The 16694-nt window shown below is 69.7% G+C and carries 11 protein-coding genes and 1 pseudogene; 7 read left to right on the top strand and 5 right to left on the bottom strand.

Features of this window, described 5'->3' with window-relative positions; all coding sequences use genetic code 11:
* The 4 genes from AAW14_RS21855 to AAW14_RS21840 all read left to right on the top strand — a co-directional run.
* On the top strand, positions 1 to 444 hold a 444-nt coding region (locus AAW14_RS21855; RefSeq protein WP_265565604.1), incomplete at its 5' end, for a hypothetical protein.
* Between the two features lie 4 nt (positions 445 to 448).
* Entirely contained in the window at positions 449 to 2158 is a 1710-nt protein-coding gene (locus AAW14_RS21850; RefSeq protein WP_265565603.1) for a dynamin family protein, read from the top strand.
* A complete protein-coding gene (locus AAW14_RS21845) occupies positions 2155 to 3294 on the top strand; it encodes a hypothetical protein (RefSeq protein ID WP_265565602.1) in 1140 nt (379 codons plus the stop codon). Before AAW14_RS21850 ends, AAW14_RS21845 begins: the two co-directional genes overlap by 4 nt.
* Before the next feature lie 202 nt (positions 3295 to 3496).
* Positions 3497 to 6940: an ATP-binding protein gene (locus AAW14_RS21840; RefSeq protein ID WP_265565601.1), complete on the top strand. Its 3444-nt coding sequence runs from the start codon at positions 3497 to 3499 to the stop codon at positions 6938 to 6940.
* A gap of 102 nt (positions 6941 to 7042) precedes the next feature.
* Here AAW14_RS21840 and AAW14_RS21835 read toward each other — a convergent pair whose 3' ends face one another.
* The 3 genes from AAW14_RS21835 to AAW14_RS21825 form a co-directional block, all read right to left on the bottom strand.
* The gene (locus AAW14_RS21835; RefSeq protein ID WP_265565600.1) at positions 7043 to 8041 is read right to left on the bottom strand and encodes an ABC transporter substrate-binding protein; all 999 of its coding nucleotides are present in this window, start codon (positions 8039 to 8041) and stop codon (positions 7043 to 7045) included.
* 134 nt (positions 8042 to 8175) lie between these two features.
* A complete protein-coding gene (locus AAW14_RS21830; RefSeq protein ID WP_265565599.1) occupies positions 8176 to 9237 on the bottom strand; it encodes an ABC transporter permease in 1062 nt (353 codons plus the stop codon).
* Positions 9234 to 10046, bottom strand: coding sequence for an ATP-binding cassette domain-containing protein (locus tag AAW14_RS21825; RefSeq protein ID WP_322741091.1), 813 nt, complete (start codon positions 10044 to 10046; stop codon positions 9234 to 9236). The genes AAW14_RS21830 and AAW14_RS21825 overlap by 4 nt, the downstream gene beginning before the upstream one ends.
* Positions 10047 to 10435: 389 nt before the next feature.
* Here AAW14_RS21825 and AAW14_RS21820 point away from each other — a divergent pair, with 389 nt between their 5' ends.
* Positions 10436 to 11449, top strand: coding sequence for a LacI family DNA-binding transcriptional regulator (locus tag AAW14_RS21820; RefSeq protein ID WP_265565610.1), 1014 nt, complete (start codon positions 10436 to 10438; stop codon positions 11447 to 11449).
* 124 nt (positions 11450 to 11573) lie between these two features.
* On the top strand, positions 11574 to 12038 hold the full coding sequence (locus tag AAW14_RS21815; protein ID WP_265565597.1) for a hypothetical protein: 465 nt from the start codon (positions 11574 to 11576) through the stop codon (positions 12036 to 12038).
* Positions 12039 to 12094: 56 nt separating this feature from the next.
* On the opposite strand, the gene AAW14_RS21810 is transcribed toward AAW14_RS21815, so the two are convergent.
* Together AAW14_RS21810 and AAW14_RS39795 are read right to left on the bottom strand one after the other, a co-directional pair.
* Positions 12095 to 13489: an FAD-binding oxidoreductase gene (locus tag AAW14_RS21810; RefSeq protein ID WP_265565596.1), complete on the bottom strand. Its 1395-nt coding sequence runs from the start codon at positions 13487 to 13489 to the stop codon at positions 12095 to 12097.
* A 34-nt stretch (positions 13490 to 13523) separates the two neighbouring features.
* Positions 13524 to 13990 (bottom strand): annotated as a pseudogene (locus AAW14_RS39795) (DAPG hydrolase family protein).
* A 626-nt stretch (positions 13991 to 14616) separates the two neighbouring features.
* Here AAW14_RS39795 and AAW14_RS21805 point away from each other — a divergent pair.
* A complete protein-coding gene (locus AAW14_RS21805) occupies positions 14617 to 16680 on the top strand; it encodes an alpha-L-fucosidase (RefSeq protein ID WP_265565595.1) in 2064 nt (687 codons plus the stop codon).
* Positions 16681 to 16694 lie beyond the last annotated feature (14 nt).

The following is a 16694-nucleotide window of genomic DNA, read 5'->3' as shown; positions in this document are numbered from 1 at the left end:
GGCGGCGCGGGCGGCGCCCTGGGCGCGGCCTTCGTGCTCGGCCTGCTCGGCGTCAGCCCCGCCGCGCCGGTCGTGGTCCCGGCGCTGCTGGCCGCCTCGCTCCTGGGCAGCATGGGCGCGGGCAGCCTCAACCTGGAGAAGCGCCTCAAGCGCAGGGCGATCGAAGACGCCGACGGGGGGCTGCGCGACCTGCCGGTACAGCTCGGCCCGCAGCTCACCGAGCGCGTCCGGGCGGGCTTCGAGGAGTTGGAGAACCTGGTCACCAACGAGATCAGCGCGGCCATCGAGGAGGAGGAGAACAACATCCGGGCCATGGTCGAGGAGAAGCAGCGCGACCAGCATGAGCGCGACCAGGCCCTGACCCGGCTCGACGAGGCCAAAACCGCGGTCTCCGGGCATCTGCTCCAGTTGCAGAAGGCCCTCACCACCGCACAGCAGGTGTGAGCCGGTGACGGGGACACGGAGTACCGCACGGCCGGCGGCGGCACTGCCGTCGGCCCTGTCCGAACAGCTCGCACGACACCACGGCGTCTCCTACCGAGACCGGTTCACCACCGAGCTCGAGCGGGTACGGACCGTGCTGGCCGCGCGGACCACCACGGTGGTCTTCGGCGGCCACTTCAGCGCCGGCAAGTCCAGCCTGCTCAACCTGCTCATCGGCCGCCCGCTGCTGCCGGTCAACGACTTCCCGGAGACCGGAGTCCCCTGCGTGATCAGTGGTGGACCCGCCGACCGCGTCATCGTCGTGCGCGCGGGTGGCCGCACGGAACTGCCTTGCACCACCGAGTCCATCGCCGAGGCCGTCTCACTGATCGCCGCAGACGGCGACTACCGCCGAGAGGTGCTGGAGGGGCCCTGCCGGGTGCTGATCGAACTGGCGGACTCCCCGGTGCCGGACCGGGTGCGCTGGGTCGACTCACCCGGCATCAACGACACCGACGCCATGACCGCCCGGGCCGCGGAGGTCGCCGCCCACGCCGACCTGCTGGTCTGGGTCGTCAACTCCCGGCAGCCGATCTCCACCGTCGAGGAGGACTTCCTCCGGGCCCACCGCGAACGTCACGGAACGGACTCGGTGGCACTGCTGGTCAACGTCTTCCTCCCCGAGGACACCCCCGAGCAGTGGCAGCGCTTCCTGGCCACCAGGGCCGACCACCACAAGGCTCGGCTCGAGAACGCACTGGACGGCGGGCTGCCCACCGGACTCGTCTTCGTCAGCGCACGCGGGGCCGCCGCCGACCCCACCCACTTCGGCGGACCCGAGACCCACGCCCTGCTCGAGCGGATCAGCCGCGCCGCCGACCCGGCCGTGGCGGCCGCCCGGCGGGCGCGTGCGGCGGCGCTGCTGCGCCCCCTGATCGACGAGGCCGCCTTCCGGATCCGTGAAGAGCGGTCACTCCTGGAACAGCAACGCGCCCGCAACGACCTGCTGCGGTCCGAACTCACCACCCTGGCCGAGCAGTTCCGCTCCCAGGTGGGGCGTACCCTCGACGATTGCGCACGGGATTGGGAGGTACGTGCCCGCGCCTGCGGTGACCAGGTCGCAAAGCTGCTGACGACCGGTCCGGTGCAGCGCGACGGAAGCTATGGGCAGATCCTCACCGAGCATCTCCGGCAGGCATCCGCCGAACTGGCCGCCACCCTGGCCCGTACGCTGTCCCGGAGCGCCGCCGCCACCCGGCACGCTGCCCTCACCGAGGCGGAGACCCGGCGGCTGACCGAGGTGCTGCGGCCTCCCCCGGTCACCGTCGAAGTGCCGGGCAGGCTCGCCGGTCGCCTGCCCGAACTGCGCACGGACAGCCTCGGACGCACGGTCAGCGGGCGGATCGGCTCGATGATGCCCTCGCTGTCGGCCAAGGCCCTGCGCACCATCGACCATGTCGTCAACGCGGCGGCCGACTCTGTCGAACGGGCCAAGGAGGCCGCCGAGTCCGCCGTCCCCGACCGGGAACGGACGCGGGCCAACATCCTGGCCGCCGCGGCCTTGGCCGGACGGCACGCCGGCAGCCGGCGAAGCCACGTCCTCCAGGTGCTGGGGAGCGCCTGCCGCCCACTCACCCCCGCCCCCAAGGACCCCGACCCTCACCCGCTCACCGTCCTGGAGGCACTGCACGGGCACCTCACCGCCTGCCTGGAGATCTGCGGAGGAAGCCTGTGACCGACGTCCTCGGCATCGATATCCAGTACACGCGCAGCGTCCTGGCGCTCCGTGAGGGCAGGCCCGGGGCCGCCCGGCTGTCCCTGCTCGGCGACGGCCGTCGGACCCTGATCCCCAACGCCCGTACCGGCGACGCCTGGGGCAGCGCGGCAGCCGAACAGCTGCTGCGGGACGGGCCCGCCACTGCGGAACAGCTCGCCGACTGGCGCAGCGACCCCTGGTCCGAGGGCTTCCTGCGCGGCGTGCACCGGCGCACCGCCCGCTATCTGGGGCTCGCCGGCACCACACCCACGCTCGGCTGCCACACCGTCGTATGCACGGCTCCCGGGGCCCCCGCGGACGTCGAACAGCGCTGCGAGAAGTCCGGCTTCGGCAGACCGTCACGGATCGGCGCCACCGATGCCCTGGTCTGCCGCTGGCTGGCGGAGGGCGGTGCGGTGCCGCCCGAACGGGCGACGGTGCTGGCCGTGGTGTGCGGGGAGCAGTGGACGGTGCTCGCGCCCTACCAGGTGGTGCACGTCGACGGGCAGCCGCTGCTCGACCGCCGTGCGGCCGACGCCGTCCACGGGGCGGGCGCCGGTCCGTGGACGGACCTGGTCGCCCGTGAGGTGCTGGCCCGCTGCGACGAGAGCACCCCTGCCCGCGACCTGCTCGCCCTGCTGGACGCGGCCCTGGAGTGCGCCGGCCTGCTGGACGCCGAGGCGGCCGTACCTTGGCACGGCCCGCTGGCGGACCGGCTGTTCACCCCGCTCGCCCTGCACCGGGACGAGCTGGCCGGACGGCCGGAGGTGGCCGGGACCGTCGGCGAGGCCCACGCCCTGGCGCAGGGTGCCGCGCCGGACGCCGAGCTGGTCCTGCTCGGAGGTGTCGGCGGGGTATGGCCCTTCCTTCGCGACGCCCTGACGACGCTCGCCCCGGTGTGGCGCAGCCCCGCGCCCGCGGCCGACCTGGCCGCGGGCGCGGCCTACTGGCCGGAGTTCCGCGTCCGGCTGTCGGCGCCTGCACACGACGGCGCACCGGCGCCGGCCACCACTTCCACGGACCCCGGCCCCACCGACGGCGCCACCGCATCCGCAGGCCTCGACCACCTCCCGCCCTGGGAGCGCTGGACCTCCACCCCGGAGTCGTGGGGATGACACCCCGCCGTTCGGCGGCAGCGGACCGCCGTGTCGGCACCGCGGTTCGCGGTGCCACGGGCGAAGCCCGCCGTCCGGGAAAGCCACTGGTCCGCCGCGATGTTGGGCAGACCATGGCGGCCCTGCACCTTCGTCAGCCCGTCGACGCACCGATCCCGCATCCACTGCGCCCCATGACGACCTCACGCAAGCCGGAGCCACGATGACGTCCAAGCACCCAGCCGTCCCCGGACCGCTGCCTCAGCTTCCCGCGCAGGTCCCTGCGCCCGGCGTATCCGGAAGCCCGACCGGTGCCATGGAGGCGCTGGTCGGGTCGGCCGCCTTCCCCGAGGCCATGCCGCAACTGCTGCTCGGGCTGCTGGAGCGCCGCTACCTCACCGACTTCGATCCCACCCGATGGACCGTCAAACCCGCGTCCGCCGACGGCCCCCGCCCGCTGCTGCACGAGATCCGCGCCCTTGGTCGCCCATCCGCCGACACCGGCTGGGGCGCCGCCGTCCCGCACGTCCTCACCGCTTGCCACAGCGGCGGCCATCTGCTCAGCGTGGCTGTTCACGGCGACGGCAGCCGGCACCGCATCCACTGGGGCGGGCGCCGCCTCGCGGGCGTCTCACGAGGCTCCACCGAGGACTTCCTCCAGGGCCAGGCCGGAGTGCTGCGCGCCCACGTCCCCGGACTCGAACTCGGCCCACCCGCCTCCTGCGAGGAGGGTTCCCATGCCGAGCTGGCCTCGTTTCTCCGTACCGCTCCGGCCCTCGCCCTGGTCACCGGTATCCCCGCCCCGGCCCATGGCCGGGGCCCCGCAGCCTTTCAGTCCCTGGACCGCCTCGCCGCAGCCGTCGGCGATCGCCGCTATGCCGTGGTGGTCGCAGCCGAACCCCTCACCCCCATGGAGCTCGACCGCACCCTCGACCGCTGCCGTCGCTTGCGCAGCGAAATCCACGCACTCGTCCGGCACACCGTCGTCAGCCAGCAGGGGGAGACCAGCTCCGCCTCCACCACCGAGGCCGCCGGACTCGATGCGGGCCTGCCGGCCTGCCTCACCGCGATCGCCATGTTCTGCTCCATCGCCGGGGTCTTCCCGGCCGTGCGCCCACTGGCAGCCGCCGCTCCGTCGGCCCTTCAGCTCGCCGCGATCGCCGGCGGTCCGCGCGGCACCTCCCAGACCTCCAAGGGAGTCTCGACCTCCCGGAGCCACAGCGCGGATCTGCTGAACGCCACTGCCGAGGCCTGCGAGAAACTGCTCCAGCAGCACATCGACCGGCTGGAGACCGCCCGTGCCCAGGGCTGGTGGCGCACCGCCGTCTACCTGGCGGCCGACGGTGAGGGCACCCTCGAGGCCCTGGCGGGGGCACTGCGCGGCACCTGCAGCGGCGAAGCCACCGCCCTCGATCCGCTGAGGGTGCTTCGGCTGCCGTCGGCCACTCTCCGCAACGCGGCCCTGCACGGCCGAATCCTGCCCCTGGCGCCCGCGTCCGGCGGCATCGGACATCCCCTGGGTCCCGCCTTCGACGCCCTGGCGACCTGCCTGACCTCCACCGAACTCGCGGTCCTCGTAGGGCTTCCGCGCGGCCCGGTGGCCGGACTGCCGATGCACGACGTCGCCGAGTTCGCCCTCTCCGCCCCACCACCGGAGCCGAAGGCCGTGACCATCGGGCGCCTCACCGACGCGCAGGGCGGCGAGCACCAGCACGTCACCGTCTCCGGCCGGGCGCTGAACAGGCATGTCTTCATCACCGGGATGACCGGTTACGGCAAGACCACCACGGCCAAGAACCTGCTGGTCGAGGCGTACACCGAACTGGGAGTGCCGTTCCTGGTCATCGAGCCCGCCAAGGCGGAGTACCGCCATCTCGCCCAGCACCCCGCCCTCAAGGGCGGACTACGTGTCTACGGCATCGGCCCGGACGCCCCGCTGCCGCTGCGTCTCAACCCGTTCGCCCCGCTCGCCTCCGTACCGCTCTCACGGCACATCGACCTGCTCAAGGCGGTGTTCAACGCGTCCTTCCCCATGTTCGCCGGCATGTCGTACGTCCTCGAGGACGCGATGCTCGAGGTCTACACCGAGCGTGGCTGGGACCTGCACACCTCCGCCAACGACCTGCTCGGCCCGCGTCCCTCCGCACCGGACGTCGCGGCGCTCACCCCGACCGTCAGGGAACTCCAGGACAAGATCGAGGACGTTCTGGAGCGCCGCGCCTACGGACGCGAGGTCCACCAGAACCTTGGCGCCGCACTGCGCTCCCGGTTGGGCAGCCTGGTGGTGGGCACCAAGGGCATGGCCCTGGACACCCGGCGCTCGGTGCCCGTGGAGGAGCTCTTCGCCCGGCCGGCGGTGATCGAGCTGCGCAACCTCGGCGACGACGAGGAGAAGTCCTTCGTCATGGCCCTGCTGCTGTGCCGCCTGTACGAGCACGCCGAGTCGCGCGGAGGGGCCTCCGCGCCGGACGGCGAGGAACTGCGCCATCTGACGCTGATCGAGGAGGCCCACCGGCTGCTGCGCGCGGCCCGGCCGCCGTCCGGCGCGGAGAGCCCTGATGCGCAGGCCAAGGCGGTGGCGATGTTCACCGACATGCTGGCCGAGATGCGGGCGTACGGTGAGGGCTTCGTCGTCGCCGACCAAGTGCCCACCAAGCTGGCGCCGGAGATCGTCAAGAACTCCAACGTCAAGATTCTGCACCGGCTGGTCGCCGCCGACGACCGTGCGGTCGTCGCCGCGTCGGTCAACCTCACCGAGCAGCAGAGCCGCCGCCTGGCCACTCTGCCGCCCGGTGAGGCCGTCGTCCACGACGAGCGGATCGGCTCGGCCGTGCTGGCCAGGATGCGGCGGCACGAGCCTCCCGCCGTACGGGCACCGGGACCGCCGGGCGCACCCGCCGAAGCCGACCGGGCGTATCTGCACCGTCACGGCGGCTGCCGCCGCTGTCCGGCGCCCTGCACCGTGCTGCACCTGGCCGACCGGGACAGCGCACGGGCCGCCGCGGACCAGGCGCTGTCCCCCTTCTTCGACCGTCTGCTGCTGGGTACGCCGGAGCAGTTGTGGGACGCGTGGGCGGCCTGGCGCTCGTCCGTGCCCAGGGGTGCCCTGGCCTACTGCACCTTCGCGCAGGCCGCCCGGCGCCGACTGGGCGGCCTCGGCGCACTGGACGGCGGCGCGGGGCTCCTCGAACGCGACCGTGCCGCCCGGATTCTGGCGCGACTGGCCGAGGGCTGGCTGAACGCGGCAGACCTCGACGGGCCGGCAGTCGACCTGCTCGCCGAGGTCCGTGCGGGCCTGGTCCGAACCATCGGCTCCCGCCCGCCCCGTGAGCTGCCCGGATGTGCCGAATGCCCAAGCCGCTGCCGGGTGCTGCCGCTTCTCGCACCGGCCGTTCCGGCCTTCGCCGCACCGGTGAGCGCCTGCGCCGACCGCCCCGTCCCCCTCGACACCCGGCTGCGGCAGCTGGGTGCCCTGGCCGAGGAGCACCTTCCCGCCGCCTGCCGGCTGCTCCCCGACGGCCAGAGCCGCAGATCGCTTCTGTACTGCATGATCGTCAACGCCACCGCCGCAACACCCCGGTTGCGGCGGCCGACCCCCGCCGCGGAGGCCGCCGTCACCGAAACCCTTGCCGCACTCCGCGACGAGCCCCAGCCCGACGGGTCCTGACGTGCATCCGGAAGACCGGGCCCCCGTCGGCGGGTGCGAATGGCGCCGGGCCGTGCTCAGCCCGGCGGCCGGCGGCAGTCCACGTCCTCCCTCACGGGCCCGTCAGCATCCGGACTTGTAGAAGTACTTACTGACCCCGGCGTCGTTCATGTTGGCAGGGGTGATGGCGACCATGTTGGTGCCGATCGACTTGTCGACGGGCTTTCCGTCGAAGACGGCGGCGAGCTGGTCGACGGCCCCCTTGCCGATCGACGCGGGATCCTGGGCGACCAGCACCTGAAGCGTTCCGTCCTTGAGCGCCGCTACCTCGTCCGGTTCGGCGTCGAATGCGGCGACCTTGACGGTGCCCTGCTTGCCGGCCTGCTTGAGGCCGGTGGCGATGCCCTTTCCGGTGTTCGTGTTGCCCGCGAACACGCCTCCCAGGTCGGGGTGGGCCGCCAGCGTCGACTGGATCTGCGAGGCCGCGGTGGCCGGCTGGTCGTTGTCGTAGAGAGTCGGCAGCACCTTGATGCGGGGGTACTTGGCCATCTCCTCGGTGAAGCCCTTGATGCGGGCGTCGGTGGTGGAAACGCCGGGCTTGACACTGATGACGATGACCGAGCCCTTCTCGCCCATCTGCTTGGCGAGCGCGTCGGCGGCGACCCGCCCGCCCTTCTCGTTGTCGGACGAGATCCGGGTGATCCCGACCGAGGGATCGCTCACCACCGTGTCCACGAGCGCGACCTTGGTTCCGGACGACTGGATCTGCTTGAGCGAAGGCGTCAGGGCGTCGGTGTCGACCGGCGCGATCATCAGCCCGTCGGGGCGGGCCGCGGCGACGGAATCGAGCAGCGGGCGCTGGACCGACACGTCCCACTGCGCTGAACCATCGGCGTTGAAGTCCATGCCCTTGGCCTTGGCCTCGTCCTGGGCGGCACAGCTCATGGTGATGTAGAAGGGGTCGCTCTTCACACCGGTGATCAGGGTGACCTTCTTGTGGGCGGCACCGCCCGCCGACCCCGAACCGCTCGTGCTCGACGAACTGCATGCGGCGGTCGTGGCCAGGGCCAGTACGGTGCCTGCGGCCATCAGCAGTCTGCGGTTGCTGCGAATGCTCGACATAACGCTGTTCTCCTTAACATGCGCACCCGGCACTGCGGGTGGTCGTCCCGCCCTGTTGCGGGGATCGGCCTGGCCGGTTCTTACGTGGACGTGCACCCCGCTGCACATGTGGGATGCCGGATGGTGCGGGGTGGCTATCTGCGTTCTCGGCTTTTCCGGCGCGTCTGGTCGATGTAGACGGCGGCGACCAGTACGACGCCCACGGCCACGTCCTGCCAGTACTGCTGGACCCCGATGACGACCAGTCCGGTGGTGAGCACCGCGGGGATGAACACGCCGATGACCGTGCCCAGTACCGAACCGCGCCCGCCGAACAGGCTGGTGCCGCCGAGGACCACCGCGGTGATCACCTTGAGGTTGTCGGTGGAGTGTCCGGCAATCGACGTCGTGCCGTACGAGGCCAGCCACATCACCGCACCCAGCCCCGCCAGCAGCCCCATCAATCCGTAGACCTTGATCAGGTGCCGGCCCACCGGGATGCCCGCGCGCCGTACGGCGGCAGGGTTGGAGCCGATCGCAAGGGTGTAGTTGCCGAACCTCGTTCCGCTCAGCACCGCGCCGAATACGGCGGTGACCACCGCGGCAAGGATCACCAGCCATGGGATGCCGAGCAGTTTGCCGAAGCCGAGGGTGTTCTGCAGATTCGTGGCGGCGGCACCGGCCGGGTCCTGGCCGCCGGTGGCCAGTTCGGCCAGGCCCAGCGCCGCGCCCAGTCCGCCGAGCGTCACGATCAGCGGGGAAACCTTCCCGGTCGCCACCAGCGCTCCCTGCAGTGCGCCCCACCCGGTGCCGACGGCAAGCGCGATGAGCACGCAGACCACCACCGTGCCCCAGCCGGCGGCGGGCCCGCCGTGGTGGATGTTGTACTCCCCTGCGGCCACGGCGGCCAGGACCAGGACCGAGCCTATGGAGAGATCTATGCCCGCGGTGATGATCACGTACGTCATACCGACGCCGAGCACCAGGTAGATCGCCGCATTGACGGCGATCTGTGTGAGGTCGTACGTGGTGAAGAACTTGCCCGGCGCGGCAAGGGTGAAGAACGCGACCAACGCCACGAGGATCACGAACGTCCACAGCTCACTGATCGACGCTGCGCGGCGCAGCCACGCGGGCAACCCGCTGCGCCCGCTGGTGGAGGGGAGCGGATCCTGTGCCCCTGCGGTCTGCCGGATCTCCTGGCTTTCGGCGGTCATCGACCTTCCTCCGATTCACCTGCACCGGCCGCGCCACGGGCCGCGTCCTTGTGGGCGGGGCCGTCCAGCGATCCGGTCATGGCCCCGACGAGTTCCTCGATCGTGGTGTCGGCCGCGTTGAAGGAGGCGACCCGCCGTCCGAGCCGCAACACCTCGACGCGGTCTGCCACCGACAGCACCTCGGGCATGTTGTGGCTGATCAGCACCACGCAGATGCCCCGGTCCGCCACCCGCCGCACGGTCTCCAGTACGCGGGCGCGCTGCATCACGCCCAGAGCGGCAGTGGGCTCGTCCATGAAGATGACCTTGTTCGCGAACGCCACGGCTCGGGCCACGGCCACCGACTGACGCTGACCTCCTGACAACGTTGCCACCGGTGCCGTCATGTCCTTCAGCTCGACACCGAGTTCGGCGAAGGCAGTGACCGCCTCCCGCCGCATGGTGGGCCGGTCCAGCACGCCCAGCCGGCCCAGCAGCCCGCCTCGCAGGATCTCCCTGCCGAGGTACAGATTGGCCGCGGCGTCCAGGTCGGGTGCCATCGACAAGTCCTGGTAGACGGTCTCCACTCCGTGACGCTGCGCGTCCATCGGCCCGGCGAACCGCACCGGCGCCCCTTCGAGGCGGACTTCACCGTCGTCAGGGGCGATGACGCCCGACAGTACGTTCACCAAAGTCGACTTGCCGGCACCGTTGTCGCCGATCAGGCCGACGACTTCACCGGCGTACGCGGTGAAGTCGGCGCCCTGCAACGCCTGTACGTGGCCGAAGCGTTTGACCACGCCGTGTGCCGCGAGAAGCGGTTCCCTCACAGAGGCCATGTTGCGCCTTCTCGTTGGTATCGTTAACAGTGCGATGATTCTGTGCGCCCCACATGAGGGCGTCAAGGGGTGGATGTGAACCAGATCTCATGGAAAGCGGTCACGGTCCGCGCACGATCGCCGCGTTCGGCATCCGGGAGCCAACCCGTGGGTGCCTGTCGGCACGCCGTGGCCTGTTCCCCCATGCCCGCACGAGAGCCGCGCCGAAATGCCACCGCCTGAGTCGGCGACCGCGCGCGGGACTGCCGTCACGGACGGGAAGGGGCATGGAGGGCCGCAGAGCGAAGCGGCGGCGACCGGAGATCACCCACTGGCATATGCGGTAACGTTAACGTATCGATGCTCGAAGGGAGGCGCGGAGCGTGGCCACCCGGCCGACGATGAAGGATGTTGCCGCAGAAGCCGGCGTCAGCGTGATGACCGTTTCCCGAGTCGTCAACGGTGATTCGGTCGTCTCTCCGGAAACCGCCGCGCGCGTGGAGGCGGCCGTCCGGAAGCTGGGCTACCAGCGTGACGACGTGGCTCGTCAACTGCGCCTCACGGACCAGTTGAGCAAGACCATCGGGCTGATGGTCGACCACGTCGGCGACCCCTTTATGGCCGCCGTCGCATCGGCCGCCGAGGACGTCGCCCGCCGGCACGGCAGCATGGTGCTCATCGGCTCCAGCCGTGACGACCAGCGCCGGGAGCGGGAGCTCATAGCGGCCTTCACCGCTCGCCGCGTCGACGGGCTGATCCTCACCCCCGTCGCCGGCAGCCACCGTTTCCTGCGCTCGGCCCAGTCCCGGGGCACCAAAATCGTGTGCGTGGACCGGGCAGCACGCGGGCTGGAGGTGGACACCGTGGTGGTGGACAACTTCGGCGCCGTGCAGGAGGCCGTCCACCACCTGATCGCGCACGGCCACCGCAACATCGGCTACCTCGGCGACAAGCAGGAGATCTGGACCGTCGGCGAGCGGTATCGGGGCTACCTGGCAGCGCTGGAGGCCGCCGGCATCGAGGCGGACCCGGCGCTCATCCGGCACGGCCTGAGGTCTGTGCCGGACGCCGCCAAAGCCGTCGCGGAGATCCTCTCCGCTTCCACGCCCCCCACGGCGATACTGGCCAGCAATGACGTGGTTGCGTTCGGGGTGCTGGCCGCCCTGCCCTCCGACATCGCGTTCGTCAGCTTCGACGACTTCACCCTGGCCGCGCAGATGACCCCGCCGGTCACCGTCATCGCCCAGGACCCGGTCGCGCTCGGAACGAGCGCCGCCCATCTGCTGTTCGCCCGCATTCATGGGGACACGTCCCCGCCCCGCACCGTCGTCATGCCCACCAGGCTGATCCCCCGGGGATCGGGAGAGATCCCAGGTCCCCATGCACCGCAGGGCGTTGACAAGGACCGTGGTTGAGCGCCGCCCGGCATCGCCCGGGTTCGGCTCCGGTTGACTGAACCGGACGCAGCGCAAACCGGTCCGTCAAACCGCCGCTGCTGATGCCGGGAACACGGGGCTGCCCGGGCGGTCTGCCGAGCGAGTGATTTCACTGAACCGTGCCCACAACCGCCGCGGCTGGACCGAAACGGTCTGGCGCGGAACCGGCTCCGGCTGCTCCCGGTTCGAGCCCGAGCCGTCCTTCCAGCACGATCCGCTGTGCGCCAACCGCACCATGAACGACGTCTCCGCAGATGCCGACCCTGCCACCGGCCTGGCCGTCTACGACACCTTCGGCACATTCGGTCAGGGCTGGCAGGTCGTCGGCGGCACCAGCGTGTCCACCCCGCTCGTCGCCGCCATGTACGCGCTCGCAGGCAACCCAGCCCCGAACACGTACCCCAACTCCTACCCCTACGCGCGTCCGCGGGCGTTCAATGACATCACCTACGGAACCAACGACCCCTGTGGCGGCACCTACCTGTGCACCGCCGTCCCGGGCTACGACGGGCCCACCGGAATCGGCACCCCGCACGGTGTCGCCGGACTGGGAGACCGGGCCAGGTAGGCGAACACGCCGGCCGACCCCGACGACGCACTGCCTCACCCGCCGGCCCATGCCGCTCAGTCGCTCGCGCCGGCCACCGGGACTTCCCCGGTGTCTGCGGCATCGGTACGCAGTACCGGTCGGCCGAGCCAGGACACGAACAGCCCCTCGGGATCCCAAGCAGCGCGGTGCGTGTCGAGCCGCCGGAGGTTCTCGTCGGTCACGAAGCGATACGGGCGGTTGACCAGGTTCTCGTCGGCCAGCTGGATGCCACTGGCAAACGGTTCCCACGCTCGCATGTGGTCGGTCACCCACCTTGTGTACCGCTGGTCGTCGGCGGGATCGGTCCAGGCGGCATACAGCCCGTAATACACATCGTCCTCGACCGAGTACGCCATCGACGGGCGTTCGGGCTGTCCCTCGTATCCCCAGTTGAACACCACCATGTGCGACGGTGCCGGCGGCCAGGTCTTCAGCATGGCCTCGAAGTTGGGCCAGAGGTCGTCGAAGGAAGCGTGGGTCCACATGTTGTCGGCCAGATAGCGTTTGGTCTCGTCGTAGTGGGGATCGGTGCCGACCCGGCTCAAGGTTCCCGTGTCCGACACCTCGTTGAGTCGTGTCGTGAGTACGTGAGAGCGTGCGGGACAGGACTCGTAGACCGCCAGTTGTTCCCGGGCCTCTTCCTCGGTATCGGTGAAGGCCGTCGCGTTGAGTGCGATGAGCGGCTCGTGGTTGGTCATCGGGTCGCGGACGCACATGAGATTGATCTCCGTCGGGGTCCGACGGCCGATCTCGTGTACGAACCGGTAGACGTCCTGGGCGAAAGGCGCAGGCCAGAAGTAGCCGCTGTTCATCGTGACCCGTCTGCGGGAATACAGCTTGACGTAGAACCTGGTCACGACGGCGAAGAAACCGGGACCGGCGCCACGGGCCGCCCAGAACAGGTCGGCGTTCTGTGTCTCGTCGGCGTGGACCCGTTCGCCGTTCGCCGTGACCACGTCGATGCCGGTGACCGACATGCAGGCCGGCCCGTAGTCCCGTCCGGCCCAGGCGAACCCGCCTTGCAGCAGATAGCCGCCGATGGAGACACCCGTGCAGTGTCCCGTGGGAAAGAACAGGTCTTGCTCTGCCAGGAGCGTGTTGAGCTCTGATCCTTTGATGCCGGGCTGGGCGGTCGCGGTCATCGCCTCCTTGTCGACCGCCACGTGCCGCAAGTTCGACAGGTCGATCAGGACCGTGCCGTCGCGCAGGTGCGAACCGGACCAGCTGTGGCCGCCGGAACGCACCGCGATCTGCAGGCCTCCCTCCCTGGCGAGCTGTACCGCGGCGACGACATCGTCCTCGTTGTTCGCCAGGACGATCACTTCTGGGTAGCGTTCCGGCACCGCCGAGTGCCAGCACGCCTCACGGCGCCGGCTCTCGTAGTGGTAGTCCCCTCGCCGCAACACCCTGCCCTCGATCCGGGTCGCCACGCCCTGTCCTTTCTGGATTTTCGTGCACCGGAGCCTATTCAGATCGTTGGAACTCGTCGAAGACGTCCGGGAGAAACACTGCGAGATGGTTCATCTCCTGCGAGCAGTGCACGGCCATGGCACGGGCATGTCCGTCTCCGGGGCGCCTCAGACCATCTGCGACCGTTCCGAGTTCGCCGTCCAGGGAGGCTCCTGCGCGGGGGGCGACGTACTTCCCGCCCATCCAGAAGCGTGAACGCATCTCGGCGCCGTCTTTCGTCCGGCGTACGTGGTGCACGAGATGGCCCCAATCGAGCGGGACGCGGGACAACCTGGCAATGCCGCAATCGCGGTGGCTTCGTCAGGATCGAGGCTGTCATCGCCGAATCCCAGCTTGCGGGGATGGACAAAGTGGATGGCGGGCTCGCCGAGCGCACTGCCGACGCACTCGTCGACGAACGATGTACCCCCGATATACCTGTCGCGGTAGGAGCACCACGGTCCGCGGTGCCTCCATACCATTCCGCGTACAGGTGGGCTCGGGGATACCACAGCTTGTACATCGGGGCGTGGTTCCGTCCCTTCGGCCATGCCGCGACTCCCTCCCGGCGCCGGCGCCTCTTCTCCGATGGCGATGCGGCTGGTCTTCGAACGCCCTGTCCGGTTCACCCCTCCGACCCGGAACGGTCAAGATCGGGAGTGTTCCCCGGGTGACGGTAGGAGCAAGGGCCGCCCGCACCTGCCCAAAGCCACGCCGGTACGCCATTCGGCAGGCGTGGGCTCACCCGGACTTGCGACAGAGCATCGCCGATCAGCGTCAACGGATGAAGCACGCTGCGGGTTGGGAACAGCACACGCCCAAGCGGGTGGGACCAGCACGGCGCCGGGCGCACCGTGGTCGAGGACGAGGCGCCGACGACCACACCCGCGATCGCGACCCAGGTCAGCGATAGCTCCGATCTATCTCGTGCCGGAGATCGCCGAGCTCTACCGACGTGAGCCAGCTCGTTGCTCCAATCTGCGCCAAAAAACGACCCTTTGAGGAATCCCTGTCCCTTCTCTGGACACGTCTCCGAGCCCTCTGTATAAAAAATCATCCGATGCTTCGGCCACCAACTCGTATCCGCCGACACCCCAGGAGCCGCACCATGCCACCTGGCCCCCTCACCAGACGCTCCCTCTTCAAGGCCGCCGCGCTCGCCGGAGGCAGCGTGGCCTTCGGGCTCCCCCAGGGACTGTGGTCGGCGGCCCAGGCATACTCCGTCCCCTCAAAGTTGGACTGGTGGTACCAGGCCCGGTTCGGGATGTTCATCCACTTCGGTTCTTACTCCTACCTCGGCAGAGGCGAGTGGGCGTTCAGCAACGGCTGGAGCAAGGCCGACTACCAGACCCAGGTCAGCAAGCCCTTCAACCCCACCGTGTTCAGCCCCGCCACCATCGCCGAACTGGCCAAGAACGCAGGCATGAAGTACCTCGTGATCACGGCCAAGCACCACGAGGGCTTCGCGATGTGGGACTCGAACGTCGCGGGCTCCACAGACACCACCGGAACCAAGCGGTACAACCTCCACGACTACGCCGGCTGCCGGAGCGACCTGCTGGCGGCACTCAAGGCCGAGTGCGAGAGCCGGGGCATCAAGTTCTGCCTGTACTACTCGATCATGGACTGGAACCATCCCTCCCAGATCATCCGCAGTGGCGGTCTCACCACGATGTCCTCGCAGGCCGCCCGCACCGCGTACATCGCCGACATGAAGGCCCAACTGCAAGAGCTGCTGGACCGCTACGACCCGGCGCTCCTGTGGTTCGACGGCGACTGGTTCGCCGAACCCAGCAGCGCCACCCTGAACGACTGGTGGCTCCGGTCGGATGGCGTCGGCCTCTACGACTGGCTGATCGCCCGCAAGCCCAACCTCGTCGTCAACGAACGCGTCAAGCGTGACCTGGGCCTCGGCGACTACGCGGTCGCGGAGTTCGGTGTGCCCGATACCCCGATGAACCGGCCGTGGGAGAAGTGTTCCACCATGAACGGCGCCTGGGGCTACGACGCCTCGAAGGAGACCTCGGCCTCCTACCGATCCGTCAAGGACGTCGTCCAGGAGCTCGTCACGGTCGTGTCCAGGGACGGCAACCTCCTGTTGAACATCGGCCCCAAGGGCGACGGCTCAGTCACCGACGAATCCGTGACCATCCTCAACGGCCTGGCTTCCTGGATGTCGACGTACAGCGACAGCATCCACGGCACGAGCGGCAGCCCGTTCGCCACCGAGCCGGACTGGGGCAAGATCACCAAGAAGAGCGGCAAGCTCTTCGCCCATGTCTTCGCCTGGCCCACGAACGGCGTGCTCCGGATCCCGGAGATCGACAACACGATCAGCCGCGTGTACCTGATGAACAGCCCCTCGGCTTCACTCAACTACACCGTCGGCGGCAGCCACATCAACGTCACGGTGCCAGCCACCGCGCCGAACACCGACGACTCCGTGGTCTGCGTCGAGGTCAACGGGATGCCCGCGCCCAATGCTTCCGTGACGGTGTTCCGAGACGTCGGCTACTCCCGTTCCGGGCCCAGTGCCAAACTGCCGCTGGGCGGCTACACCTCCTCCCAGCTGTCGGCCACGGGCATCGCGCCCGCCGGCATCTCCTCGATTCTGGTGCCGGACGGTTACCAGTTGACGGGTTACTCCGGCGACAACTTCACCGGCACCGCCTGGACGTTCACCGCGGACACCTCCGACCTGCGGGCGACCGGCAACAACGACGCCATCGCCTCGCTGAAGGTGACGTTCAACCCCGCCGCCCACTTCCTCCTGATCAATGTCACGGACCGCCTGGCCCTCGACAGCGGCGGCAACGTCACCAGCGGCTCGAACCTCAAGCAATGGACGCCGGTGGACAGCAGCAACCTCCAGTGGCAGGCGGTCGACCTTGGTAACGGCTACTACAAGCTCGTCAACCGCACCAACAGCATGGTCGCCGACGGCTGGGGATCCACCGGCGACGGCGCCCCGGCCCGGCAGGCGGTGTGGAACGGCGGTCCCAACCAGCAGTGGAAGATCATCAATCGCGGCTCCGGCCAGTACTCGATCGCCAACCGCACCACGGGACTGGTCCTCGACGGCGGCGGCCCGGTCGCCTCCGGTTCCATGACCAAGCAGTGGACATGGCAGCAGCACAGCAACCTGCTGTGGACATTCAGTCCAACAGACTGACCACAGCGGCATAT

The sequence above is a fragment of the Streptomyces hygroscopicus genome (assembly GCF_026168105.1).
In the GTDB taxonomy this organism is placed as follows: Bacteria; Actinomycetota; Actinomycetes; order Streptomycetales; family Streptomycetaceae; genus Streptomyces; species Streptomyces hygroscopicus_D.
This window is presented reverse-complemented; position numbering and strand designations above follow the sequence as displayed.

Excerpts from the sequence above, each read along its gene's own strand:
- AAW14_RS21840 (WP_265565601.1), top strand. The coding sequence starts at position 3,497 with ATGACGTCCAAGCACCCAGCCGTCCCCGGACCGCTGCCTCAGCTTCCC.
- AAW14_RS21835 (WP_265565600.1), bottom strand. The coding sequence starts at position 8,041 with ATGTCGAGCATTCGCAGCAACCGCAGACTGCTGATGGCCGCAGGCACC.
- AAW14_RS21820 (WP_265565610.1), top strand. The coding sequence starts at position 10,436 with ATGAAGGATGTTGCCGCAGAAGCCGGCGTCAGCGTGATGACCGTTTCC.
- AAW14_RS21805 (WP_265565595.1), top strand. The coding sequence starts at position 14,617 with ATGCCACCTGGCCCCCTCACCAGACGCTCCCTCTTCAAGGCCGCCGCG.
- AAW14_RS21830 (WP_265565599.1), bottom strand. The coding sequence starts at position 9,237 with ATGACCGCCGAAAGCCAGGAGATCCGGCAGACCGCAGGGGCACAGGAT.